The 23,508-nt window shown below is 52.8% G+C and carries 20 protein-coding genes, 1 tRNA gene and 1 pseudogene; 5 read left to right on the top strand and 17 right to left on the bottom strand.

Annotation, left to right across the window (positions count from 1 at the left end):
- Positions 1-323 precede the first annotated feature (323 nt).
- The 4 genes and pseudogenes from CDH47_RS16930 to CDH47_RS16915 form a co-directional block, all read right to left on the bottom strand.
- Positions 324-1,028, bottom strand: coding sequence for a PEP-CTERM sorting domain-containing protein (locus CDH47_RS16930; RefSeq protein WP_153045492.1), 705 nt, complete (start codon positions 1,026-1,028; stop codon positions 324-326).
- A 498-nt stretch (positions 1,029-1,526) separates the two neighbouring features.
- Positions 1,527-2,591 carry a type II toxin-antitoxin system antitoxin DNA ADP-ribosyl glycohydrolase DarG gene (darG, locus tag CDH47_RS16925; RefSeq protein ID WP_100641472.1) on the bottom strand — a complete coding sequence of 355 codons (1,065 nt, stop codon included), beginning with the start codon at positions 2,589-2,591 and terminating at the stop codon, positions 1,527-1,529.
- A pseudogene (gene darT, locus CDH47_RS16920) lies at positions 2,591-3,236 on the bottom strand (type II toxin-antitoxin system toxin DNA ADP-ribosyl transferase DarT). Before darT ends, darG begins: the two are co-directional and overlap by 1 nt.
- Positions 3,237-3,761: 525 nt before the next feature.
- Positions 3,762-3,838: transfer RNA gene (locus CDH47_RS16915), tRNA-Arg, on the bottom strand.
- Positions 3,839-3,924: 86 nt separating this feature from the next.
- Between CDH47_RS16915 and CDH47_RS16910 the strand changes: the two genes are divergently transcribed.
- Both CDH47_RS16910 and CDH47_RS16905 read left to right on the top strand, forming a co-directional pair.
- On the top strand, positions 3,925-4,632 hold the full coding sequence (locus CDH47_RS16910; protein WP_100641460.1) for a TIGR04283 family arsenosugar biosynthesis glycosyltransferase: 708 nt from the start codon (positions 3,925-3,927) through the stop codon (positions 4,630-4,632).
- Entirely contained in the window at positions 4,619-5,254 is a 636-nt protein-coding gene (locus CDH47_RS16905; protein WP_100641458.1) for a TIGR04282 family arsenosugar biosynthesis glycosyltransferase, read from the top strand. Before CDH47_RS16910 ends, CDH47_RS16905 begins: the two co-directional genes overlap by 14 nt.
- Here the strand turns inward: CDH47_RS16905 and CDH47_RS16900 are convergent.
- On the bottom strand, positions 5,241-8,111 hold the full coding sequence (locus CDH47_RS16900; protein ID WP_420843692.1) for an insulinase family protein: 2,871 nt from the start codon (positions 8,109-8,111) through the stop codon (positions 5,241-5,243). The two genes, CDH47_RS16905 and CDH47_RS16900, sit on opposite strands and share 14 nt — an antisense overlap.
- Positions 8,112-8,150: 39 nt before the next feature.
- Positions 8,151-8,450, bottom strand: coding sequence for a hypothetical protein (locus CDH47_RS16895; RefSeq protein WP_100641456.1), 300 nt, complete (start codon positions 8,448-8,450; stop codon positions 8,151-8,153).
- Positions 8,451-8,824: 374 nt separating this feature from the next.
- Here CDH47_RS16895 and CDH47_RS16890 point away from each other — a divergent pair, with 374 nt between their 5' ends.
- Entirely contained in the window at positions 8,825-10,810 is a 1,986-nt protein-coding gene (locus CDH47_RS16890; RefSeq protein ID WP_100641454.1) for an SDR family oxidoreductase, read from the top strand.
- Positions 10,811-10,890: 80 nt separating this feature from the next.
- On the opposite strand, the gene rnt is transcribed toward CDH47_RS16890, so the two are convergent.
- Positions 10,891-11,550: a ribonuclease T gene (gene rnt / locus CDH47_RS16885; RefSeq protein ID WP_100641452.1), complete on the bottom strand. Its 660-nt coding sequence runs from the start codon at positions 11,548-11,550 to the stop codon at positions 10,891-10,893.
- Between the two features lie 44 nt (positions 11,551-11,594).
- Entirely contained in the window at positions 11,595-12,626 is a 1,032-nt protein-coding gene (gene pyrC, locus CDH47_RS16880) for a dihydroorotase (RefSeq protein ID WP_100641450.1), read from the bottom strand.
- Positions 12,627-12,890: 264 nt separating this feature from the next.
- On the opposite strand from pyrC, the gene CDH47_RS16875 reads away from it, so the two are divergent.
- Positions 12,891-13,751: a flagellar protein MotY gene (locus tag CDH47_RS16875; RefSeq protein WP_239985870.1), complete on the top strand. Its 861-nt coding sequence runs from the start codon at positions 12,891-12,893 to the stop codon at positions 13,749-13,751.
- Between the two features lie 29 nt (positions 13,752-13,780).
- Here CDH47_RS16875 and CDH47_RS16870 read toward each other — a convergent pair whose 3' ends face one another.
- The gene (locus CDH47_RS16870) at positions 13,781-14,707 is read right to left on the bottom strand and encodes a histone deacetylase family protein (protein WP_100641448.1); all 927 of its coding nucleotides are present in this window, start codon (positions 14,705-14,707) and stop codon (positions 13,781-13,783) included.
- Positions 14,708-14,866: 159 nt separating this feature from the next.
- Between CDH47_RS16870 and CDH47_RS16865 the strand changes: the two genes are divergently transcribed.
- Entirely contained in the window at positions 14,867-17,611 is a 2,745-nt protein-coding gene (locus CDH47_RS16865) for a bifunctional acetate--CoA ligase family protein/GNAT family N-acetyltransferase (RefSeq protein WP_100641447.1), read from the top strand.
- A gap of 45 nt (positions 17,612-17,656) precedes the next feature.
- On the opposite strand, the gene rdgC is transcribed toward CDH47_RS16865, so the two are convergent.
- From rdgC to CDH47_RS16825, 8 genes are all read right to left on the bottom strand, one after another.
- Complete coding sequence (rdgC, locus tag CDH47_RS16860) at positions 17,657-18,583, bottom strand: recombination-associated protein RdgC (protein WP_100641445.1); 927 nt, start codon at positions 18,581-18,583, stop codon at positions 17,657-17,659.
- Positions 18,584-18,602: 19 nt separating this feature from the next.
- Entirely contained in the window at positions 18,603-18,803 is a 201-nt protein-coding gene (locus tag CDH47_RS16855; RefSeq protein ID WP_100641443.1) for a DUF2788 domain-containing protein, read from the bottom strand.
- 41 nt (positions 18,804-18,844) lie between these two features.
- Positions 18,845-19,615 carry a peroxide stress protein YaaA gene (gene yaaA / locus CDH47_RS16850; RefSeq protein WP_100641441.1) on the bottom strand — a complete coding sequence of 257 codons (771 nt, stop codon included), beginning with the start codon at positions 19,613-19,615 and terminating at the stop codon, positions 18,845-18,847.
- Positions 19,616-19,628: 13 nt separating this feature from the next.
- Positions 19,629-19,862, bottom strand: coding sequence for a glutaredoxin family protein (locus CDH47_RS16845; protein ID WP_100641439.1), 234 nt, complete (start codon positions 19,860-19,862; stop codon positions 19,629-19,631).
- On the bottom strand, positions 19,862-20,611 hold the full coding sequence (locus CDH47_RS16840; protein WP_100641437.1) for a YciK family oxidoreductase: 750 nt from the start codon (positions 20,609-20,611) through the stop codon (positions 19,862-19,864). Before CDH47_RS16840 ends, CDH47_RS16845 begins: the two co-directional genes overlap by 1 nt.
- 66 nt (positions 20,612-20,677) lie before the next feature.
- Positions 20,678-21,340 (bottom strand): HAD family hydrolase, encoded by a 663-nt coding sequence (locus CDH47_RS16835; RefSeq protein WP_100641436.1) that lies wholly within the window; start codon positions 21,338-21,340, stop codon positions 20,678-20,680.
- Positions 21,330-22,046: a bifunctional 2-polyprenyl-6-hydroxyphenol methylase/3-demethylubiquinol 3-O-methyltransferase UbiG gene (ubiG, locus tag CDH47_RS16830; RefSeq protein ID WP_100641434.1), complete on the bottom strand. Its 717-nt coding sequence runs from the start codon at positions 22,044-22,046 to the stop codon at positions 21,330-21,332. Before ubiG ends, CDH47_RS16835 begins: the two co-directional genes overlap by 11 nt.
- A 35-nt stretch (positions 22,047-22,081) precedes the next feature.
- The gene (locus CDH47_RS16825) at positions 22,082-23,422 is read right to left on the bottom strand and encodes a TRZ/ATZ family hydrolase (protein ID WP_100641432.1); all 1,341 of its coding nucleotides are present in this window, start codon (positions 23,420-23,422) and stop codon (positions 22,082-22,084) included.
- Positions 23,423-23,508 lie beyond the last annotated feature (86 nt).

The following is a 23,508-nucleotide window of genomic DNA, read 5'->3' as shown; positions in this document are numbered from 1 at the left end:
TAGCAACCGCTCTCAGAGATCACAAATAGAGGCTCGACTTTACCCTTAGCGCTCCCAGTTAATTGATAAATAAGAAACGAGTATCCTGAAGATAGCAACGGCGGGTTCAAGATGGGATCACCGGACGCTTACAACTATCACGCGAAGAATAAGCCATAAAGCATCACCCAAACTTCAGCGGCTGAGGCGGGTTTCGGAGATTAAGACTTGCTGGTGAATCGGTTGCAAACGAAAAGATATGGTTAAGCTGTAAGCGTCGTCCGCCCATGCCGGGCACACACAAAAAAACCCGCCTTGTGGGCGGGCTTCGTAGTGGATTCGTTTCAAATTCGTTGTTTGCGACGACTTATTCCAAGTCCTAGCATACCCAAACCTAACAAGGCGAAAGTGCCAGGTTCCGGGACGCTAACTGGTGGAGTTCCGCTGCCAATCAGCTTTGACGAGCCTCCCTGAAATCCGCCTCCCTCAATGCTTTGCACGCGCATGCCTACTCTCTGGTTGGAGAACTGGTTCGCGTCCAGCCCGGTAATCGTCAAATCAAAACTAAGCGTCTGGTAAAAGTCCGGCCCACCGTTGCTGCCAGTCATAACTGCAAAGTCCCAAGCAGTTTCGCCGGTCCCGTTCAGATTCACATTTCCACCGAGAGACGAACTAACAGTGTCCTCACCGAAATCTGACCCCGTAATTATACTGGCCGGGTTCTGGTTGCTGAACGTTGCTCCCCCTGAAAGCGCACCAAAGTCGGCAAAATCAAACCACAGTCCCAGAATGTCACCTTTGGTGAGGCCGACGTTGACTGGGTCTGAGATGTTCGCAGCAATTGTGACCATATTGGTGCCGCTGTCCGTAAATGTCACCTCGCCAAAAAATCCACCACCGTTAGTTGCATCCTCCAAAGACGTGGTGATGACCGCGCCATTAGCAAAGGATGTGACAGCGAAGATGGACGCAACTGAAATGAATCTCCCCAAAAAGTTCATAGACTTTTTCTCCTTGAAACTCGGATCACCCGAATCAGATTGAAGCAATAATCAAACCACAAGTTTTTTATTTATAAATTTCAAGATGTTATCAATTTTGTGGTTTTACAGTATGTAAAAAAAACTGACATAAATGTCGAGTCGCTTCGGCTGAAGCCAGTTTTTCATATCAAGATACCGTTCAATCCATGAACATCTTCCACGAACGTGCGAATCCGCCGAGCCTGTGAGTTACGTAACTTTTCCCCTAAGCTTAAAGTAAGACATTGGTTACAATCGATGTGCTGAACAAGGGCATTTCGGCCGCATGGCGGGCTCAAGATGGGATTGCCGGACGGTTACAAAGATATGGTTAAGCTATCAAATTAAAATGCTTATGCACCACGTTTTCGACTGGAGATTTCAGTGGAGCTTCAATAAATGGGGGTTAGTGGAGCAGGAAACCCTAAGGCATGCCCACGTTGGCAAGCGTTTAATCGATGAAGGCGGCAGTTCTCATCTCAGACAAGGCCATTCTTCGCTGAACTACTCTATCCTATCTTTTGCTTAAAACTGCTGAAGCCTGCTGATAGCGTTTTGAAGCATCGCATCACTAAACAATCCAACCTTGCGAGCTGCAGCCTGTTTCCCTGCAGGCCAACTAGCCAGGCCCTTTTTTATCTCGTCAAGGTTCGGCTCATATCCTTCCCGCTCAACGAGCCAATCCACAGTAGACAAGAGCTCCATACCCAGCGGTGACTGAAAGCCATCAATAAGTTCAGACACTTTATCCAGAGCCGGTGCATAAGTCTCAGCTTCACCGGATTTGAGGTAAACGCTCACCGTGTCCTTCCGTGTTTGGTCAAACCAGATTATATCTTCCGGCTTGGCATCGCCCAGGCGCTTTTCACACTGCAAGTAACTGCCGTCCAGTGAGTCCAATAGGTGGCGCAGCCTGTCTGCATAGGGGCCGTACCGGTGGGCTTTAAATCGCAGATCCATTGGCTCATTTAGCCCAGACTTGATGATTGCCCGTTCCATAAACCAAGCCAGTTTTTGGATCTCAAGCAGAGAGCATTCAATGCCCAGCATCCAGTAACGTCGAACCAGTTCAGCAATCAAGGCTCTTGGGGGCGTGAGTTTTTCAACGCCGGTTCTGCGGGTCACATTCTGGTACTGTGCGGTCGGTTCATAAATCACAATACGCACATCAGCCAGGTCGCCCAAAGCTTCTTCAATCAACGGTTTAACGGTTGCCCATTCGAGGCCACCATTACCGCTGCCAAGAGGGGGGATGGCAATCGATTTGATGTCGTTGTCCAGAATAACCTGCCGAAGATCCTGAAGGCCTTCCACAATCCACTCAAGCTCTGATGGGGCGCGCCAATGCTGTTTGGTTGGGAAGTTTATGAGCCACTTAGCCCCAACAAGATCTGACCGCTCGGTCACAAACATCTTACCAGTCTGAACCCTGTGCTCTTTGCAGGCCTGCGCATACGCCTTGTAGTTTTCCGGGAACGCATCCTTGAACATCAGGGCAATGCCTTTACCCATAACGCCCACGGTGTTCACGGTATTCACCAAGGCATCCACGTCAGCTGCAAGCAAATTGCCTTTTGTGTATTCAATCATCAGAAAAACCAACTTGGTCTGCTGTATACGCCCAAATCAAGCTGTCGCTCATCGACCAGAGCCTGAATCTCGTTTATCACAGTGTCATTGTAGGCTACTACGCCCAGGAGAGCATCTACCGGTAGATGCTTATGGATCAGTGCCTCAGCCTGATAGCGCTCGGACTTTTCAGGGTCTTCTGCATCTCTTTTGAAATCGCGAGCTTGCAGCAAATCCCACCGAATCATGGTGGCGAGGTGATCTTTGTTGTTGCTGAAATTGGCGTTTATCAGGTAGGCGTGTCGATCCGTGAATAAGTAAGGGATGGCAGCCTCTTCAACTTTCGCCAGTGAGCTGACGAGAATCACAATATCCGATTTCTGCCGTTGTTGTACGTTTCTTCCGGTCACGATGTTAAGTAGCATGGGTGAATACGGTGTGAAGTAGAACGGGATGTAATCAGACAGCACCGCCTGGTCCGGCTGCAATCTGACGGGTCGTTCGCCCCTCAATGAGATCCTGGTTGCCAATGGTGATGAACTTCCCGTCTTTCGCATTGCTGGAAGGGCAGTGCAGGCCGTGGTCAAGCAGCCACGGTAAATTTCTCCGATGGGTTATGCGGAAAATCAGCGCCTTTTCAGGCCTCAGGTTTTGTTCAAATCCCATGAGTATCCATGCCAACTATTGAATACCTTCATTTGCCAGTGTTTGGTTCCAATCCGCCCTCATACCCATCCCGCAATCACGCCCTCATCTAGGTCGACTTCTACTTGGAGCCTGGCCCGCTCTGATAAAGCCTAGACTATTATCAGTTTGCCCAGAGGCAGAGTTGTGATGATCTCGGATTTCATGCCCGGTTCGGCCCTTAGTCTCAGTCCCGTGCCAGTCATCATGCGGCATCCGGCAAATTCTTCTTGCACTAGCCTCAGGATTATCATGTATACGCTCCTCCAGTTTTCATAGAATTCTACCGGTCAGAAGGTTTATTGGCTTGGGCATGGCGAGGCTTGAACTCTTTTTGGGGCACAAAACCTACTATAACGGGGTGCATTTCAGTCTGCACCCCAAGATGTACCCCAGAATGTTTAGATTGGGGCGGATTATTATAGACCGATAGGGAAGAGAGTTTTCGTTAAGTTCTTTTTAAAACAGGCGGTTGGGGTGATTTTTGGATTGGTTCGGAAGGGTAACTGGTGCCCTCGGCAGGACTCGAACCTGCTACCTTCCCCTTAGGAGGGGGACGCTCTATCCAGATGAGCTACGAAGGCGCTTCTTTGAGAAGGTCGGTATGATAACGGCCTGAGGCTTGTGGCTCAAGGTGTTACTGTGAATTCCGCTGCTCTGGGAGCGTGCTTTGTCTGACTCTTTCTCGTTAAGCATCGTTGTGCCGGTCTGGATGGAGGCGGCAGGCATTGTTCCGGCGCTTGAGGCTCTTCAACCACTGCGGGCCAAGGGGCATGAACTGATTGTTGTGGATTCTGGTAGTACTGATGGCACTGCCAAGGTGGCAGGGCCGCTTGCGGATCGGGTGATTCAGTCAGAAAGGGGCAGGGCCGTGCAGATGAACACGGGTGGCTTTGTAGCTAAAAGTCAGGTCCTTTTGTTCCTTCATGCGGATACCCATCTTCCCCAAAATGCACTGGATTCCCTAAATAAATTTGCTCAAAGCGACAAAGCCTGGGGGCGCTTTGATGTGCGCTTAAGCGGCCGTGGTGCGATGTTCCGGGTCATCGCATGGTTTATGAATCAGCGCTCGCGTTTAACAGGCATTTGCACGGGTGATCAGGCGCTGTTTGTGCGCAGGGAAGTGTTTGAAGCCTTGGGAGGATTCGAACCTATGCCCATCATGGAGGATATTGAGATGTCTCGCCGGCTTCGACTTGTTTCCCGTCCTTACTGTATTAAGAGCCAAGTCACAACAGATAGCCGGCGGTGGGAGCAGGGCGGCATCTGGAAAACGATTTTTCTTATGTGGCGTTTACGCTGGCGATATTGGCGCGGGGAGTCCCCGGAAACCCTTGCTCATTCCTACCGTTCGGATGTTCGTAATGGCAAATCCTGATTCTCCCCGCGCTGTGTTGATGCAGTTTGCTAAATGGCCGGAGGCGGGCCGGGTAAAAACGCGCCTTATTCCTGCGCTGGGTGTTGCGGGTGCTTTGGATGCACACTTAACACTTACGCTTGCTGTGCTTGAGAACTTGTGTGACTCCGGGCTTACCGTTCAGTTCTGGTGGGATAGAGAAGTAGAACCTGTTCCTGAGGAGGGACTGCAAGTTGTTCGCGCTATCGAGCATCGAGGTCTGGAGCAGCGAATACAGCAAGGCGCGAACCTGGGGAGTCGCATGTTAAGTGCATTGGACAACGGCCTTGAATCCTACGCCCATGCGTTAATTGTGGGCAGCGACTGCCCGTCGGTCGAGCCGGGCTATGTGCACAAGGCGGTGTCCTGCCTTGAACACTGCGACGTGGTTCTGGGGCCGTCCGATGACGGTGGCTACGTGCTCATAGGAGCCCGCCAGACTGTCCCTGGCATGCTTGATGGTATTGAGTGGGGCACCGCAGGTGTGCTTGAGCAAACCTGCGCCCGGCTGAAAAAGCTGGGGCTCAGCGTTGGTTTGCTGGAACCCCGTTGGGATGTGGATGAACCGGAGGATTGGGTGCGCTTTCAGCTTACTTTGCAGTAACCGGGGGTTGCTGCAGGATAAGCTCGCGGGCTTCACTGGCGCTCAAACCTTCTCCGCCAGTTACTACGCGCAACGCCTTGCCTCTGTTTAGAAGGTTCTCTCGGAAGGTGGTTTTCAGCGCATCGATACTTACCGCTTCAACAGCTTTTACGAGTTGCTCACGGGAGTCAAATGCATCGGAGTCCCGGTCGATTTCACGCCAGTAGCGACCTGAAATCTCGCCCAATTGGCGATCCTGCTCGAGAATGGTGCTGATGACTGCCTGCTTCTCTCGCTTTAGCCGCTTTTCGTCCAGATTGTTGAGAGTATTCTCAAAACCTTCCGCAAACTCTCGAACCGCTTGATCTATGTCGTCCTGGCTGGCGCTGGGGGACTGAACCACAAAACCCAGAGCTGGCGTTTCGAGCATTTCAAAGGGCGTGGCGTACACAATGTAGCCGAGTTGCCGCGTGGTGCGGAGCTCTTCATAAAATGGGCTACTGATAATCTGCGCCAGGAGGCGGAAGCGGGCGCGCTCTTCAAAGCTGGTGTTCTTTCCCTGTGTGTAAAGCGTGTACCCGGTATCTGGATGATCCACGCTCAGGGAAACCTGCATTTCCCCTGCGGGCAATTCCCGCACACGGCTGCGCTCAACGCTCACAAACTCACTCTTGCCCAGAACAATCGCATCAATTTGCTGAGCCAGGTTAAGAGCGTAGGCTTGTGTAATGTTGCCATGGGCCAGCAGCACGGGATCTACTTCCGCCAGTAGCGCATCTGCAAACGACATGAGCTCGTCCAGAGTGACCTCTTGGGCTGCACGCAATTTCTCTTCAGTGCTCCAGGTGTCCTGCAGTACGGCGGTTTGAATGAACTCAGACGTTTGCGCTACCGGACGTTCTTTGGCCTTGTTCTGCAAGCTGTCCATGAGGTTTTGCCGGGCGATTTCAAACCGCTGCCGGGTGACCTCTGGCGCTGAAACCTGGATGAGAATTCGGTTCATCAAGGTGTGGAGTTTGTCATTGTAGCCGCCAACGCGCACGGTGATGCCCCGCAAGTGCGGGTAAATACTGTAGTCCAAACCAGCAAGGCGTGCAGAATACGCCCATGCATTCAGATTGTTGTTGATGCTGTCCACCAACAAGCGGGTCAGCACGTGGCTACGCGCAGAAACACGAGCGCCCGGTGTGCGCAGGCTAAAGAATACGTTGGCTTTTGGGGTGTTGAAGCGGGTGTCTCTGGCAAACCAGATAGCCATTCCGTCTGGCTTGCCCAAGAACTCAGGCTTGCTCATGGTTGTGCCTGCGACCATGGTCAGGTTTTCAGGCACAAACGGGTTTGGTTTTGGAAGCCGAAGGGATTTGGCCAGCGCACTTGGCGCCTTGGCCTGAAGCGTTTCCACCTTTAGGGGCTCAATTTTCCAGGGCGCTTCATACCACTGGGTGAGGTTCGGGTTATTCAGCTCCTGCTTCGGAGCCAGTAGGTAGACCATCAGGTTTTCTGGGGTTAGCTGGTTCAGAATAGCTTGATACTGATCGGGCGCGTAGCGCTCCATCAACCAGGGCGCACTGAGAAGGTCGTCTGCCGGGTAATCCTGGAGTTGGCTCGACAGGCGCATGACTTCGTGCATGGGCTCACTCTGTTCCCGGAAGCGAAAATCGAGTTGTGCTAGTTGCTGCATTTCTTTAAAACGCTGCTGGCTGATGCCCTGCTCGCGAACAATGTCGATGTACTCGAATGCCAAAGGCAGAATCTCTTCATGCCGGCTCAGGCCTTCGGGTGTCAAAGCAATGCTGATGTCCAGAGTGGCGTGTTCGCCTGTATCCATGCCAATACCGGCGGACAGGCTGTCAGCCAGGCCGTTGCTCTTGAGCACATCAAAAAGGCTTCCTGATCCTTCGTGGCCGAGCAGGTTTGCAATGTAGCTTGCTGGCTTGGTGCGGTAGTTCTTCTGCTGGGACGGGATTGGAAACGACAGCGACAGGTTGCGCACGTCCTTGATTGCTTCTGCGCTTACTTTCGCCGGCAACTTGTGTGGCTCAAGGAGGCTGGTGCTATGAACTTTGGCCGCAAGGTTTCGGTTTTCTATGGCGCTGAAGCGTGCCCGCACCATGGCTTCAAGTTTATCCAGTGGTTGTGGGCCATAAACGGCCAAGGTCATCAGATTGGCCGAGTAGTGGGATTCCCAGAACTCAACAAGATCGGGCCGAAGAGGGTTTTCATCGGTGTTTTCCAGTGTGGTCAGATTGCCGACGGCGAACTGGTGGAAGGCATGCTCAGGATTACTGACGGCTTTTTTAACAGAATAGAAGCGGCGGCCATCTTCTTTCTGCTTGGCGCTGAATTCGGAATGAACGGCATTGCGCTCCCGGTCAACCAATTCGGCCGTAAACAGCGGTGCGGCAAACTGTTGGGCAAAGCGGTCCAGTGCAGATTCAAGATAGTTGGCTTGAATGTCAAAGAAATAGTTGGTGTTTCGAAAAGCGGTAAAGGCGTTGTGCCGGCCACCATGGCTTTTTATAAATTGTTGGTATTCGCCGGGCTCGGGATACTTTTCTGTACCCAGAAACAGCATGTGTTCCAGGAAGTGCGAGAGGCCCTCCCGTTCTTTGGGGTCATCACCGCTGCCAACGGCCACGTTCATCGAAGCGGCGGCTTTATCTGCGCCTTTGTCGGACACCAGAATGGCGCGCAAACCGTTATCCAGTTCTACGAAACGGTATTCGTTATTGTCGTTCGGGCTTTTGGTTGGCGTTTGTGCCGCGATGGACAGTGTGCTGCAGAGGAGCAAAAGCATCAGAGTAAGTGCTTTTACTGCAGGTGATTGTCTGCGAACGTTTGTCAGGGAGCTGGTGTGCATAGGGCCTCTGATATCCATAGGGGTGCCAGGAAATTAGCGGTGGGGCGTTGAACGGGCTTAGTGCATCATTGTTTTGGTGACATTTTCCGGTTGTTGATCCAGGGTTTTACGGGCGAGGTCTGCAGCTTTTTCTCCATTGAGATCGCCAGACGCAATACGCTCAAGAACTGTTGCCATAATCGCCACCGACTGCCGATAATCCGCAAATTCTGCCTGAAACGCGCTATCGATTGCCTGATATACCGCTTGAATTTTCTGCTCCCTGTCCCCGGAGTCTTGTGCTGTATCATTGATGGCTTTCAGGCAGGCACGGGCAATGGTGATGTAACGTTCAGTGTTCGAGTTGTCATTATGCATTGTCTGGTTTCCGAAAAGTCGCTTGGCTTATGAAAAGGACTGACGCCTGAAAAGGCTATAAGTTCCTGATTATCGCATTGCTGGCAGGCTGTTTCATTTCTTTGCGGTAATTCATCGCACGGGAAGGCGCTACGTCATTACTGTGCTAGTCTAAATTGCGATGTGTCGGTGAAAAGCACAGGCTTTCTTGGCAAGGTTTAGAGTAATAGCTCTACTTAAAACAATACGTTACAGAGTAAAAGCTCTAATGATTAGAGTTACATGAAGGTTGCAATTAAGTACAATGCCGGCCGTTACAGATCGTTACAAGACTTTGGTCTAATTCGGTTGGCAGGGATAGACAACAATAGAGCAACAAGCAGGGTGGATTATCAATGAATTATTTCCTTACCGGTGGAACCGGATTTATTGGCCGTTTTCTTGTGGAAAAGCTACTTGCACGCGGCGGCACCGTGCACATACTGGTTCGTGAGCAGTCTCAGGGTAAGCTGGATGCGCTCAGGGAACGGTGGGGTGTAGATGAATCTCGTGTCAAGGCCGTAATCGGTGATCTAACCAGTAAGGATCTTGGTATTGATGCCAAAACCCTTGAAGCGCTGACAGGAGAAATCGATCACTTTTTCCACCTGGCGGCAGTCTACGATATGGGTGCCGATGAAGAGGCTCAGCAAGCCACCAACATTGAAGGAACTCGGGCGGCTGTAAATGCGGCCGGAGCAATGAAAGCAAAGCACTTCCACCATGTTTCTTCTATCGCTGCAGCGGGCCTTTTCAAAGGCATTTTCCGCGAAGACATGTTCGAAGAAGCCGAAAAACTCGACCACCCGTATTTGATGACCAAGCACGAATCCGAGAAGGTGGTGCGTGAAGAGTGCAAGGTTCCATTCCGTATTTACCGCCCGGGCATGGTGGTTGGCCATTCTGAAACCGGCGAGATGGACAAAATTGACGGGCCTTACTATTTCTTCAAAATGATTCAGAAGATTCGTCGCACTCTACCTCAGTGGGTACCAACCATTGGTGTTGAAGGCGGCCGCCTGAACATCGTGCCGGTGGACTTTGTGGTGAATGCGATGGATCACATTGCGCACCTGGAAGGCGAAGACGGAAATTGCTTCCACCTCGTGGATACTGACCCTTACAAAGTTGGCGAGGTTCTGAATATTTTCTGCGAGGCTGGCCATGCACCTAAAATGGGCATGCGTATTGATTCCCGGATGTTCGGGTTTGTTCCTCCTTTTATCCGCCAGAGCCTGAAGAATCTGCCGCCGGTTAAGCGGCTAACATCCGCCGTGCTGGATGACTTGGGGATTCCTCGTTCCGTATTATCTTTCCTTAACTACCCAACCCGCTTTGATGCCCGTGAAACTGAGCGAGCGCTGAAGGGGACAGGCATTGAGGTACCACGTCTGGCGGACTACGCACCGGTGATCTGGGATTTCTGGGAGCGCAACCTTGACCCCGATCTGTTCAAGGACCGCACCCTCAAAGGCACGGTTGAAGGCAAGGTTTGCGTCATAACAGGCGCGACCTCCGGTATCGGCTTGGCAACGGCTGAAAAACTGGCAGAAGCCGGTGCTATTCTGGTGATTGGTGCACGCACTAAAGAAAAGCTGGATGAGGTAAGCGCCTCTCTGGAAGCCAAGGGTGGTAATGTTCACGCCTACCAGTGCGACTTCTCTGATATGGAAGACTGCGACCGTTTTGTTAAAACCGTACTGGATAACCACGGTCACGTGGATGTGCTGGTGAACAATGCGGGGCGCTCTATTCGCCGTTCGCTGTCGCTATCGTTTGATCGTTTCCACGATTTTGAGCGCACCATGCAACTGAACTACTTTGGTTCAGTGCGCCTTATCATGGGATTTGCACCTTCCATGCTTGAACGCCGTCGCGGGCATGTGGTGAATATCTCTTCCATTGGTGTTCTTACCAACGCCCCGCGCTTCTCTGCTTATGTGGCGTCCAAGTCTGCGCTGGATGCGTTCAGCCGGTGTGCAGCGTCTGAATGGTCAGATCGCAACGTAACCTTTACCACCATCAATATGCCGTTGGTGAAAACGCCAATGATTGCACCCACCAAGATATACGATTCCGTGCCGACCCTTTCGCCGGAAGAGGCCGCAGATCTGGTGACCAATTCAATCATTGATCGCCCCAAGCGCGTTGCTACACGCCTTGGTATTTTTGCCCAGGTACTGCATGCGCTGGCACCGAAGATGGGCGAGATCGTGATGAATACGGGCTACCGGATGTTCCCGGATTCTTCTCCGGGCGTCGGCGGGAAGGCCGAGCAGAAGCCTAAGGTATCGACAGAGCAGGTGGCATTTGCCGCTGTGATGCGAGGTATCCACTGGTAAGCCAGTATTTTGCATAATGCAGAAGCAAAAAAACCCGCACTGCGGGTTTTTTTGTGGGTGTTGTTTGCCTGATGCCTGCTTTATTGTTCGCCTTCTTTCCCCAGGAAGGGTGGCGGGAAGCCGCCCAAGTCCAGCCAGCGATTAACGATGCCGCAGAACAAGTCGGCTGTTTTTTCCGCATCATAAGCTGCGGAATGGGCTTCTTTGCTGCTAAACGGAATGCCCGCCAGTTTGCAAGCCTGTGCAAGTACGGTGTGGCCGTATGCCAGACCGGCAAGGGTTGCTGTGTCAAACGTGGAGAATGGGTGGAAAGGATTTCGGTTGATCTCCGCCCTCTGGGCAGCAGCAAACACGAAGTTGTGATCGAAGGTTGCGTTGTGCCCTACCAGCACGGCGCGTTTGCAATCGTGCGCCTTTACCGCCTTGCGGATGGGGCGGAATATTTCGCTCAAGCCTTCGCGCTCGGGTACAGCCTCCCGCTCCGGGTTCCAAGGGTCTATCCCGGTAAAATCCAGTGCGGACTGCTCCAGGTTAGCCCCTTCAAAGGGGTCAATTTGTTGTAAATGGGTTTCAGCACGATGCAGGCGGCCGTCCTCGTCCATGGTCAGCATTACTGCAGCTATTTCCAGCAGTGCATCACGTTCCGGGTTGAATCCGCCGGTCTCTACATCAACAACGACGGGTAAAAAGCCACGGAATCTGCGGGACATGGGGTGCGATTGTGTGTTTTCGTCAGTCACTAAAACTCCGGTCTTGGCCGTTTTTCAGGTAATTTGGGGCTGGTTTATGCCAGGCGCCAGTTAATGCTTTCGCCAGCTTTCAGCGGCACGATGGTGCCGTCCGCAAGGGGCAGTTCGTTGGGCATGGTCCAGGGCTCCCTCACCAGGGTAATGGTATCGGTATTTCTCGGAAGGCCATAGAAGTCCGCGCCGTTAAAGCTGGCAAACGCTTCCAGCTGATCGAGGATGCCAAGCTCTTCGAATATATCGGCATACAACCCGATAGCACCATAAGCGGAATAGCATCCAGCACAGCCACAGGCGGCTTCCTTTTTGCCTTTTGCATGAGGAGCTGAGTCCGTTCCCAGAAAGAACCGCTTGTCACCGCTGGCGATGGCATCCCGAAGGGCTTGTTGATGGCGGTTGCGTTTGAGAATTGGGAGACAGTACAGATGAGGGCGCATAGCTCCCACGAGCATGTGGTTCCTGTTGTACATCAGGTGTTGAGGCGTAAGCGTGGCGGCCAGATTGTTACCCTTGTACTGCCGCACGAACTCCGCAGATTCGGCGGTAGTTATATGCTCAAGTACAACTTTGAGGGTTGGGAAAGCTTCCAGTGTTGGGGCCAGTACGCGCTCGAGGAACACCTTCTCTCGATCAAAAATATCGATGTCTGTATCAGTAACTTCACCATGAACAAGCAACAACATGCCGCATTCCGCCATCGCTTCCAGTATCGGGTAGATGTTGCGGATGTCCTGCACACCGGAGTCGGAGTTGGTGGTGGCCCCGGCAGGGTACAATTTGGCTGCAACAACGCCATCCTTGCTTGCTTCAAGGATGTCCTGGCGGCTGGTGGATTCGGTCAGGTAGAGCGTCATCAACGGCCGGAAATCTGTGCCTTCTGCTGCAGCCACAATGCGGTCGCGATATGCCGATGCTTCAGCGGCCGTGGTGACCGGTGGAACGAGGTTGGGCATGATGATCGCTCGCCCGAAACAGGCTGCGGTTGCAGGTACAACGCTCTTCAGGACGTCGCCGTCGCGAACGTGGAGGTGCCAGTCGTCGGGGCGCACAAGAGTAAGTTGTTTGGTCATGATCGTTCCGCAATGCCTTCAAATAGCTGGGATAAAAGGTGTAAGAGGCGCGTTCATTTCGGAAGGCGCGTTGACCCTTAAAAAAGTTGGCAGATTATACCAGAAGGTGCCACCGATTGTTTTTCCTCTTGCCGATTAAAGAATGCACTGCCGGTGCCGTTAAACATGGAAACCACGAAACATCCGTGACACAACGGTATGACTGTTATGGCTCTGGCTTTTGTTAATAGAACACAAAACTTGCTGGCAGCGCTGGCCCTTGGCATGGCCTTGCCTGCCTCAGGTTTTGCTGGAAGTTATGGTGCAGGAATATCAAACAGCCAATGGTACCTTGCAGAGTCCGTGTTCGAGTGCTCTCTGATACACGAAGTGCCTGGCTATGGCAGGGCTGTTTTTCGGCATAGAGCCGGCGAAGATGTATCATTTTTTCTGGAGTCCGAATCGCACCTGATGCGCCCCGGGCGTGGCTCGCTGGTTGTTGAAGCACCTCCGTGGCGGCCAGGTATTGCGCCAAGGCCAGTAGGCACGGTAGATGTGTCTGATGGGCGCCGACAGGTGTCGCTTGAGACGCGTTACGCGGTGATTCTCGCGCAAAGCCTGCTGAACGGCATGCGCCCTACGGTCACCCGTGCTTCCTGGTACGATGGCAGCCCGGTTCGGGTGCAGGTTTCTAACATCAACTTCAATGGTGAATACCAGCGTTATCGTTCATGCGCCACGAATCTGCTGCCGGTTAATATTGATCAGATCGGCCGTTCAAGGGTGCTCTTTGCGACCGGAAGCAAGAAGCTGTCTGCCGAGGATATCGAACTGCTGGATAATATTGTTGCCTATCTCAGAGCTGATTCAACGGTGGAGCGGGTGTTTGTAGACGGCCATACCGACGACATTGGAAGTCGAATTGATAACAGGGCGTTATCAGAGGACCGTGCCAATGCTGTGGCGGACTACCTGAAAAACCGTGGCGTGGATTCAAACCTGATTACGGTCAGGGCTCATGGTGATCAGTATCCTGCATCCAGCCAGAGAGCCGATAATCGTCGTACAACTATTCGTTTACAGCGCGAGGGTGATCGGCCGGGGCTTCAGCAAGCCAATGGCTATGGAGGAGCCTCCGCCGGTTAAGCGAGAAGTTTGATGAGTTCTCGCTCTTTTCAGTCAATCGCGCTCAGCACCTCAAGGTGAGCGTTGACGCTTTCTGCGAGCGCCCTCAAGTGATAACCGCCCTCCAAGGTCGAAATAATGCGGTCATTACTGTGCTCGGATGCGACACCTGCAAGCATTTCTGTTAACCAGCGGTAGTCGTCAGTTTCCAGATTCAGCTCGGCCATCGGATCCAGGCGATGGGCATCAAATCCTGCAGATATCAAAATCACCTGGGGCTTAAAGGCATTCAGGCGCTTTATCCATCCGGCCTCTACCTGTTTTCGATATTCCGCAGAGGAGCATCCAGCCTCAATGGGAATGTTCACTATATTGTCAGCCTGACGATGTACGTGGGAGTGGGGGTAAAGAGGGTGCTGAAAGCTGGAGCACATCAATATGCGCTCATCTCCACTCACAATGTCCACAGTGCCGTTACCTTGATGCACATCAAAATCAACAATGGCAACTCTCTCAAGATGATGAAAACTGAGCGCGCGCATAGCGGCCAAGGCAACGTTATTGTAAAAACAAAAGCCCATGGACTTGGTACGCTCAGCATGATGGCCAGGAGGTCGCGCGCAGATGAACGCGTTGGTTACCTGGCTGCTCATAACCATGTCCACCGCCTGGATGTTTGCGCCGGCCGCCAGCCTTGCGGCGCGCAGGGTGTCGCGCATCATGGCAGTGTCCGGGTCAGTGAAAACCCGGCCTCGTACGGGCTGCATCATGTCGAGTTGCTGCAAGTAGCTTTCCGGGTGCACACTTAAAAGTTGGTCGCGGGTGATTTCTTCAGGGCGTACCCAGTCGAGTTTATCGGTGATTCCGGTATCGGCCATATAGCTGATGATGGCTGCCAGGCGTCCTGGGCTTTCCGGATGCTCCGGGCCCATATCGTGTTTCATACAATCATCATGGGAAAAAAATGCGGTGGTCATAAATCTCGAGAGGCCCTGGCTGTAATTGTATTTTATTTAATCTTATCAGGGATAACCTGATGGCGCCGAGTTACTTTGGTCTTAAAAAAGCTGACAGGCATTTCACATCGGTTCATCAATGCATAATATAGCGTAAACAACATACCAAGGAGAGTGAGTGTGAGCACCCGGTACCTGGAAAGTCTGTTCAACCCTGCATCCATTGCAGTGATCGGAGCGTCTGAGCGTGCTGGTAATCTTGGTGGTATGGTGTTGCGAAACCTGATGAGCAGTGGTTATCCGGGCAAGCTTTTTGTGGTCAACCATAAGGATTACGAAAATGTTCACGGTGTGCCCTGTGTCCGAAAAGTATCAAGAATGGAATTCGCACCCGATCTTGCCATTATTTGCACTCCACCAGAGACGGTTAGCAAAACCATACGGCGACTGGGTGAACAAGGTGTGCGTACTGCGATTGTGATGACTGGCGGTATGTCCCGTACTCACAGTAAAACCGGCCAACCGCTGATGTATTCGGTGCGGGATGCAGCAAAGGAAACCGGAATCAGATTGCTGGGGCCTAATACCATCGGCTTGATGGTGCCGGCGAGAAACCTCAATGCCACCTATGCGCATATGGGGACGCTACCAGGCCGCGTGGCCTTCGTCGGTCAGTCTGGCACGATTGCAAGTTCGGTGATCGATTGGGCTTTTGCCCGAGGAGTTGGTTTTTCCTATTTCCTCACGCTTGGCGATGGTATGGATATCGACCATGACGATCTGATTGACTACCTTGCCCAAGACACCCAGACCCGAGCCATCCTCTTACACATCGAACATGTACCAAATGCCCGGCGTTTCATGTCTGCAGTACGTGTTGCTTCAAGAACCAAACCTGTCATCGCTGTCAAATCCGGCCGGGTGCCGGAATCCGAGTGGTTGCCTCATGTGTTGCCTGAAGGCATCAGACGCAGTGACCCCATATACGATGCCATGCTTCAGCGCGCGGGTGTACTGCGGGTTGATGGGTTGGGGCAAATGTTTGATGCTTTGGAAACGCTTACCCGTATGCGGCCATTGCGGAGGGAGACTCTTGCGATCATGGCCAACGGTGTGGGGCCTGGGGTTCTGGCGGTGGATCGTTTGGCTGATTTGGGCGGTGAACTGGCCAGCCTGTCTGAGGCCAGTATTGACTCACTGGCAGAACTTCTGCCTAGTTATTGGACGCGTAAGAACCCCATCGATCTCAACTACGATGCTTCTCCGGAGCTTTATGGAAAGGCCATTAAAATTTTGGCCAAGGATCCGGAAGTGGCGAACGTGCTGGTGTTGTATGCGCCCAGCTTGACGGAAGATAGCCTGCAGATTGCTGATGCGGTCGTGCGGGCAGCAAAGGGTACACGGCTGAATATATTCACCTGCTGGCTAGGGCAGAGCACGGTCATGGAGGCGCGTGATGAGTTTTATCGTGCTGGACTACCATCATTCTTCAATCCGGAAAAAGCCGTCGTAGCTTTCATGCAGCATGTGCGGCACCAGAGACTTCAGCGCTTGCTGACGGAAACCCCCGAATCTTTCACTGACCATTTTTCCGATCATACGAAAACCCGGCGCGTGGTAACGAATGCATTACGTTCGGGCCGGTTGCATCTGTCTAGTAAAGAAGCACGGGATGTGGTTCGTGAATATGGGATCAATACCATCGAGACAGTCTATTGTGACGATGTAGAAGAGGTTCTTGAAGCCTTCTCTATTGAGCGTCGGCCCGTAGACGTCACCATAGTGCACGAGAAAGCCTGTCACCCATTTGCAAACCTGACAGTAGCGCAGCGCCGTCATAAGGCAACTGTGCAGAAGCTTAGCAGTGAAGCGGCAATTATTGATGCCTGTAGTTTTTTATTGGAGCAGTACCAGAAATTCTTTCCCGAGAGTGGTTTCCTGGGATTTGCCATGCAGCATTCCTATCAACACGTTGGCGGCATTGAGTTCAGTGTGGGGATTACCAGGGATGTCCAGTTTGGTCCCTTGGTGGTTTGCGGCGCATCGGGTGCTCATATCAACGTAATGACGGATCGGCAGATTGCGCTCCCGCCATTGAATATGGTTCTTGCACGGGAGTTGTTGCGCCGCACCTATATGTACAAACTACTAAGGGAGCATAGCTTGAAGCCTGAAACGGATATCCGGGCAGTTTCGGAAACTCTGGTTACCCTTTCCCAGATTGTGATTGATATACCCGAGATTCGCGGGCTGGAGATTTCGCCGCTTCTGTTCAATGACCAAGGTGCTGTTGCGGTTAATGTGGCGATCAATCTGTCTGAAGTGCCCGGACAGCCGATTATTCAGCCCTACCCAAGAGAGCTGGAGGAGTGGTTGGTATTGCCCAAGTCCGGCCGTCGGGTAATCATTCGCCCAGCTCTTGCTGAAGACGAGCCATCGCATCGCGTATTTCATGAGCTGCAGTCACCGGAGTCCATTCGCTATCGATTCTTCCAGTACCGTAAACATTTCTCGCGGGAAGACGTCGCCCAGATGGTCCAGATCGACTATGACCGCGAAATGGTTTTTATCGCAAATGCCCCGAAAGAAGATGGTGAAGGCGAAGAAACCCTGGGCACCGTAAGAACCTGGACGGACGCAGATAACCTACGGTGTGAATTTGCTGTGATGGTTCATGACAAAATGAAGGGTGAAGGCCTTGGCGTGGCGCTGATGCAGAAAATGATCGATTACTGCCGCGCCCGTGGCACGGTGGAAATGGTAGGTGACGTTCTGGCTGACAACAGGCCGATGCTGCAATTGGCTGAGCACCTGGGCTTTGAGATCAAGTATAACGTTGAGGAGGAAGTGATGGATTTGCGGCTGGTGCTGAACGAGCCGGAAAACGATTGGCAGAAGGAGCGACTCAGGAAGAAGTCCCACTGAAGCTTTTGGGTGAGAGGCTCCAGTGGGGTTTGCACGCCTGCCGGATTACTCTTCGACGAGGGCGGAGCGATCTTCACCGCCCAAGGCTTCCAGCAAGCCCGGAATCAATTTGGACAGTTCCAGAGTCATGAGTGTGAAGGCTGCATCAAATTTCGCGACAGCGTCATCAACATCGACATCATCTAGCTGATCCTGAAGTGTTTCGCCAAATTTCAACCGGCGGATGCCCATTTCTTCATCCAGAATGAAAGACACGTTGTCGTCCCAGGTCAGGGCCAGCTTGGTTACTTCCATGCCTGCATCCAGGTGGTTGCGGATTTCGTCCGCCTTCAAGTCCAGCCCTTTGCAGCGAACCACGCCGCCATCTTCGGAAGGATCTTTGAGCTCGCATTCGTCGCCCAGAACCACGCTGTGGGGCAGGTCGATTGACTCACTCAACCAGCCCGTAAACGTAAAGATTGGAGCTTGCTCCAGCGCAGGCGGCCGTACCGGCAGAGAGCCGAGGCTTTTTCGCAGCGTGGAAGCTAGGTCTTCCGCCTGTTTTGCGGAGCCTGCATCCACCACCAGGACACCGTCCTTTGGTGCCAGATATGCAAAGCTTCGGCGGTTTTTGGAGAATGCCTGGGGCAGCATTTCCAGCATGACCTGCTCTTTGATCTCTTCTTTTTCTTTACGGCGAACCTTGCGCCCCTGCTCGATTTCAATGGCTTCGGCTTTTTCTTCCACCGCATCTTTTATGACCGGCCCTGGCAGGATCTTCTCTTCCTTGCGCAGTGCAATCAGGTGATAGCCATTGGCACTGTGAACAAGGAGTTCGCCATGTTTGCCCAGTGGCGGAACCCAGCCTTGGCGAGCGGTTTCTTGTGGACCACAGGGTTTGAATGCATCACCGCTGAGTTTTTCTTCCAGCTCTTCTGCTGAAATATCAAACGGCTTGGTAAAACGGAAAACGCGGGCATTGCGAAACCACATCAGGCTTGATCCTTGTCGGTCATATTTGGATAACTTCTACGAGCACGGTTTTGACAATAAAGCCGAAAACGCCAGCCCCCAGTACTGTAAACAGGGCGATGGTACCAAACTTTCCGGCCTGTGATTTTTTGGCCAGGTCCCAAACTATGAAACCCATCCAGCCAATAAGGCCGGTCAGAAACACCATCATGGCGATCTGGGAAAATACTGCTTCATTCATGATTTGCTCCGAACTAAATCTGGATTGAGTGTCTCGTCTTGTTACTGCTCATCCCTTAGGAAAACCCAGTTATTATTGTCGGATTGGTCTTCGCTGAAATAATAACCGTCAAGGTTAAAGCTCTTGAGGTTATTCGCATCAGTAATACGGTTCTGGATAGCGTAACGGCACATCAGGCCGCGGGCTTTTTTGGCGTAGAAACTGATTATCTTGTACTGACCGTTCTTCCAATCTTTAAAGTGGGGGGTAATAAGCCGTCCTTCAAGGTCTTTCTTCTTCAGGCTCTTGAAATATTCATTCGAGGCCAGGTTTACCAATACATCGTCGTCGTTCTTCAGCAAGCGATTCATTTCCTGGGTGAGGCTGTCGCCCCAAAACGCGTAGAGATCCTTACCGCGCTTGTTCTCAAACTTGGTGCCCATTTCCAGCCGGTATGGCTGCATGAGGTCAAGAGGTTTAAGAATGCCGTAGAGCCCGGACAACATGCGCAGATGTTTTTGAGCAAAGCTGAAATCCTGCTCACTGAAACTTTCTGCATCCAGCCCCGTGTAAACATCACCTTTAAACGCGAGAATGGCTTGTCGAGCGTTCTTGGGGGAGAAGGGCGTATGCCAGTCCTGAAAACGCTGAGCGTTCAATTCGCCCAGCTTTTCACTTACGCTCATCAGGTTGCTGACCTGATGGGGCTCTAGCTCTTTGAGCTGATCAATCAACTCACAGGCATCGTCCAGAAAGTCCGGCTGGGTGAATGTTTCCGTTGCCAGCGGGCTCTCGTAATCGAGGGTTTTAGCGGGTGAGATAACCATCAACATGTCAGATAATTCCTCATTGCAGAAACGTGAGTAACTGTTCCCGGGTAAATGGCCAGTTGAGTTCGTGCCCGGTATCGTTGCGCCTGAGCACGGGGATTCGCGTGCCGTAGCGCTCTACCAACTCTTCTGATTGTGCAATGTCTACCACATCCACCGGTATCGGTGCTGGCATTGGGGTACTCACCAGCAAGGCTTCGGCCAGCTCGCACAGATGACATTCGGAGGTGGTATAAAAAAACAGTTCCATTATTTTGGCTGGGCATCCAGTTTCTGGCCGTTAATGTCGGCGCTGTCACTGCCCATCAGGTACAGGTAAATTGGCATTAACTCTTCTGGTGCCGGGTTTTGCTGCGGGTTTTCTGCCGGGTAGGCGTGGGCTCGCATGTTGGTTCTGGTGGCGCCCGGGTTGAGGCTGTTTACCCGCACATTGTGGTGCTTGTCATCCAGCTCGTCGGCAAGAAGCTGGCTCAGGCCTTCAATTGCAAATTTGGAAACCGCATAGGCGCCCCAGTAGGCTCTTGCCTGGCGACCAACTCCGGACGATGTGAAGATAACCGAGGCGGCATCGGACTTGCGCAGCAGGGGAATCATTGCCCGGCTGAGCAGAAACGGTGCCGTGGCGTTTACATGCATGACTTTATTCCAGATTTCCGGGTCATACATCTCCACCGGGCTGCGATCACCCAAAATCCCGGCGTTGTGGAGCAGGCCATCGAGTTTGCCGAAATTGTCTTCAAGAGTCATGGCCAACTCTTCGTAGTCTTTGACAGCAGCACCTTCAAAATTCATTGGCACAATGGCGGGTTTCGGATGTCCCGCAGCCTCAATTTCGTCGTAGACCGTTTCCAGCTTGCTCAGGGTCCGGCCCACAAGAATCACAGTGGCACCATGGGCGGCATAGGTTTTTGCGGCGGTACGGCCGATACCACTGCCCGCACCGGTCACCATTATGATGCGGTCTTTAAGAAGATCAGCGGGTGCCTGGTAATCTTGCATAACCTGTCTCCGTAGCAGACTGGGGGTTCATCAGGGATTTTCAAAATAGCCCGTTTAAGACGCGGGCTATTGTAACAGCTTTGCGAGATCGTTGACGGTGTCGGCAATCATGTCGGCTTGCCATAGGTCAATGGTTTCCGGCTCTTCTATGTAGCCATAACGCACTGCGATGGTTTTCATGCGTGCATTGCGGCCAGCTTTAATATCCCGCTCATGGTCGCCCACGTACACCGCCTGCTCAGGATCTGCGCCTATTTGCTGACAGGCAAGGAGCAGGGCTTCCGGGTGTGGCTTCCGATCAGTGACATGATCCGGGCAAACCAGCGAGGCACAGCGCTCTGCCAAGCCAAGGGCTTGAACCAGGGGCTTGGCAAAGCGTGCCGGTTTGTTGGTAACGATGCCCCAGGGAATACCACGCTGCTCCAGTGAAACAAGCAGGGCATCCATATCCTCAAAGAGGCGGGTTTCGACGGCAACGCCTGCCTCGTACAAATCCAGGAACGCTGTGTGTTTGGCAACATAGTCCGGGTGTTCAGGTTCCAGGCCAAAACCCACACGCACCATTGCTCTGGCGCCGTTGGAAACGGATCGGCGTATGTGTTCTGACGGAAGCGCAGGAAGCCCATCCATTTGGCGCAGCTCATTCAGGCAGCGGATAAAATCCGGCGCCGTGTCAATCAGCGTGCCGTCCAGATCAAACAGAACGGTTGAGGGCTGCTCAGTTTTCACGGGTATCACGGGCGTGCATCAGATAGTTTACGTCTACGTCCCGTCCCAACTTATAGGTGCGGGTAATGGGGTTATAGGTCATACCAGTGAGCTCGCGAACATCTAGCCCTGCGTGGCGCAGGTGGTCGGACATTTCTGATGGTCGAATGAACTTTTTCCACTCATGGGTGCCTTTGGGAAGCATGTTCAGAACGTATTCAGCGCCCACAATGGCAAAGAGAAAGGATTTCGGATTGCGGTTGATGGTGGAAACAAACAGGTGTCCGCCGGGCTTGAGAAGAGCCGCGCAGGCCTTGATGACTGAAGACGGGTCGGGCACATGTTCCAGCATTTCCAGGCAGGTAACTGCATCGTATTGGCCAGCATGTTCTGGATCGCGGGCCAGTTCTTCTGCCGTGATTTGCTGATAGTCCACCTTGATTCCGCTTTCCAGGCCATGCAGCCGTGCAACGGCGAGAGGTGCTTCTCCCATATCTATTCCGGTTACATGAGCCCCGCGCAGGGCCATGCCTTCCGATAGCAAGCCGCCGCCACAGCCAACGTCTGCAACACGTTTGCCTGCGAGTGATACACGTTCGTCAATGTAGTTCAGACGCAGGGGGTTAATGTCGTGTAATGGTTTGAATTCGCTGGTGGGGTCCCACCAGCGACTTGCCAAGGCTTCAAACTTGGCAACTTCGTTAGGGTCAACGTTGTGGTTGGTCATGTTTTCTTCTGCCTGATCAATCTGTCGGAATTCGGTTAGTCAGCCTGTTGCTGGCGGATTCTCTCGGCCCAGTTTTCAACGCGCAGCATGAGATCTGGAATATCTATCCGCGTAAGTTTGCCATTCTGTACCTGTGGCACGCCGTTAATCCAGCTATGGGTTACCGCGCGGCCGTGGTTGCTGTACACCAGATGGGATGTCGGGTCGTAGACTGGCTGAATAAATGGGTCGCTGAGATCAATCGCGATAATGTCGGCCAGTTTGCCAGCCACCAGTGACCCCAATTCATGTTCCCGGCCGAGGGCTTTGGCGCCATTGAGAGTGGCCATTTGCAGCGCCTTGTGAGCGGGCAGTGCACCGGCATCTTTTGCTACCACTTTTGCAAGCATGGCGGCCGTGCGGGTTTCTCCGAACAGGTCCAGGTCATTGTTGCTGGCGGCACCATCTGTTCCTATGGTGAGGTTAACGCCCTGGTTCATGAGTCTGGATGCAGGGCACAGGCCACTCGCAAGCTTAAGGTTGGATTCGGGGCAATGGACGACGTGGGCCCCTGTATTTGCAAGCAGGGTAATGTCCGAGTCGTTAACCTGGGTCATGTGAACGCATTGGGTTCTGGTGCCAAGAGCGCCAAGTTTAGCAAGCCGTTCTATAGGGCGCTTGCCCTGTGTCGCAGTTGCGTCGGTTACTTCAAACTCGGTTTCATGAAGGTGAATCTGAAGGCGGGCACCGGTTTTCTCGGAGAGTGCGACAGCACGGCTCAGTGGAGCGTCAGAAACGGTGTAGGGCGCATGCGGACCAATCGCCGGCATGATGTAAGTATCACTTTTCCAATCTTTAATCAGCGCTTCACCTTTGCTGAGGTATTCATCTGGCCCGGAGCCCCATACGGTAGGGAAGTCCAGCAGAGGGAAGCAGATTTGTGCGCGCATTCCGGTATCGTGAGCCATCTGGGCTACAACCTCCGGGAAAAAATACATGTCTGAAAATGTTGTTGTGCCGGTGCGCAACATTTCTGCCATGGCCAGTTGTGTGCCGTCGGCAATAAACTGCTCGCTGACAAAACGACCTTCCGCTGGCCAGATGTGATCGTTCAGCCAGGTCATCAGTGGGAGATCATCCGCCATGCCCCTGAACAGCGACATAGCCGCATGCCCATGCATGTTGATGAGCCCCGGCATGAGCACGTGATGGTGCAGGTTAATGGTCTCCCGGGTGCGGAATTCACGATCAGCCTGTGCCTCGGGCACGACCGCCACAATCCCCGTGCCCTGAATGATCACGGCCTGGTGTTCAAGCACCACGCCGTATGGCTCAATCGGAATCAGCCAGCGAGCGTTGATGCGGATATCGGCTGCGGTGATGGTAGCTGCGGTCATTAACCCTGCCTTGCCTGTGCCAGCGACATTTTGGATTGAACACGAAAATGCTCGAGGGCGCCGGATAATGAAATGTAGCCCGGAAG

This window comes from Marinobacter salexigens (assembly GCF_002806945.1).
Classification (GTDB): Bacteria; Pseudomonadota; Gammaproteobacteria; order Pseudomonadales; family Oleiphilaceae; genus Marinobacter; species Marinobacter salexigens.
Note: the sequence above shows the minus strand (reverse complement) of the source record. Positions and strands in the feature narration are given on the sequence as shown.

Bases quoted from the DNA above. Each gene is read 5' to 3' on its own strand.
- darG (WP_100641472.1), bottom strand. From the start codon at position 2,591: ATGATTGAATACACAAAAGGCAATTTGCTTGCAGCTGACGTGGATGCC.
- CDH47_RS16905 (WP_100641458.1), top strand. From the start codon at position 4,619: ATGGCAAATCCTGATTCTCCCCGCGCTGTGTTGATGCAGTTTGCTAAA.
- CDH47_RS16900 (WP_420843692.1), bottom strand. From the start codon at position 8,111: ATGGATATCAGAGGCCCTATGCACACCAGCTCCCTGACAAACGTTCGC.
- CDH47_RS16895 (WP_100641456.1), bottom strand. From the start codon at position 8,450: ATGCATAATGACAACTCGAACACTGAACGTTACATCACCATTGCCCGT.
- CDH47_RS16890 (WP_100641454.1), top strand. From the start codon at position 8,825: ATGAATTATTTCCTTACCGGTGGAACCGGATTTATTGGCCGTTTTCTT.
- pyrC (WP_100641450.1), bottom strand. From the start codon at position 12,626: ATGACCAAACAACTTACTCTTGTGCGCCCCGACGACTGGCACCTCCAC.
- CDH47_RS16875 (WP_239985870.1), top strand. From the start codon at position 12,891: ATGGCCTTGCCTGCCTCAGGTTTTGCTGGAAGTTATGGTGCAGGAATA.
- CDH47_RS16870 (WP_100641448.1), bottom strand. From the start codon at position 14,707: ATGACCACCGCATTTTTTTCCCATGATGATTGTATGAAACACGATATG.
- rdgC (WP_100641445.1), bottom strand. From the start codon at position 18,583: ATGTGGTTTCGCAATGCCCGCGTTTTCCGTTTTACCAAGCCGTTTGAT.
- CDH47_RS16855 (WP_100641443.1), bottom strand. From the start codon at position 18,803: ATGAATGAAGCAGTATTTTCCCAGATCGCCATGATGGTGTTTCTGACC.
- yaaA (WP_100641441.1), bottom strand. From the start codon at position 19,615: ATGTTGATGGTTATCTCACCCGCTAAAACCCTCGATTACGAGAGCCCG.
- CDH47_RS16845 (WP_100641439.1), bottom strand. From the start codon at position 19,862: ATGGAACTGTTTTTTTATACCACCTCCGAATGTCATCTGTGCGAGCTG.
- CDH47_RS16840 (WP_100641437.1), bottom strand. From the start codon at position 20,611: ATGCAAGATTACCAGGCACCCGCTGATCTTCTTAAAGACCGCATCATA.
- ubiG (WP_100641434.1), bottom strand. From the start codon at position 22,046: ATGACCAACCACAACGTTGACCCTAACGAAGTTGCCAAGTTTGAAGCC.
- CDH47_RS16825 (WP_100641432.1), bottom strand. From the start codon at position 23,422: ATGACCGCAGCTACCATCACCGCAGCCGATATCCGCATCAACGCTCGC.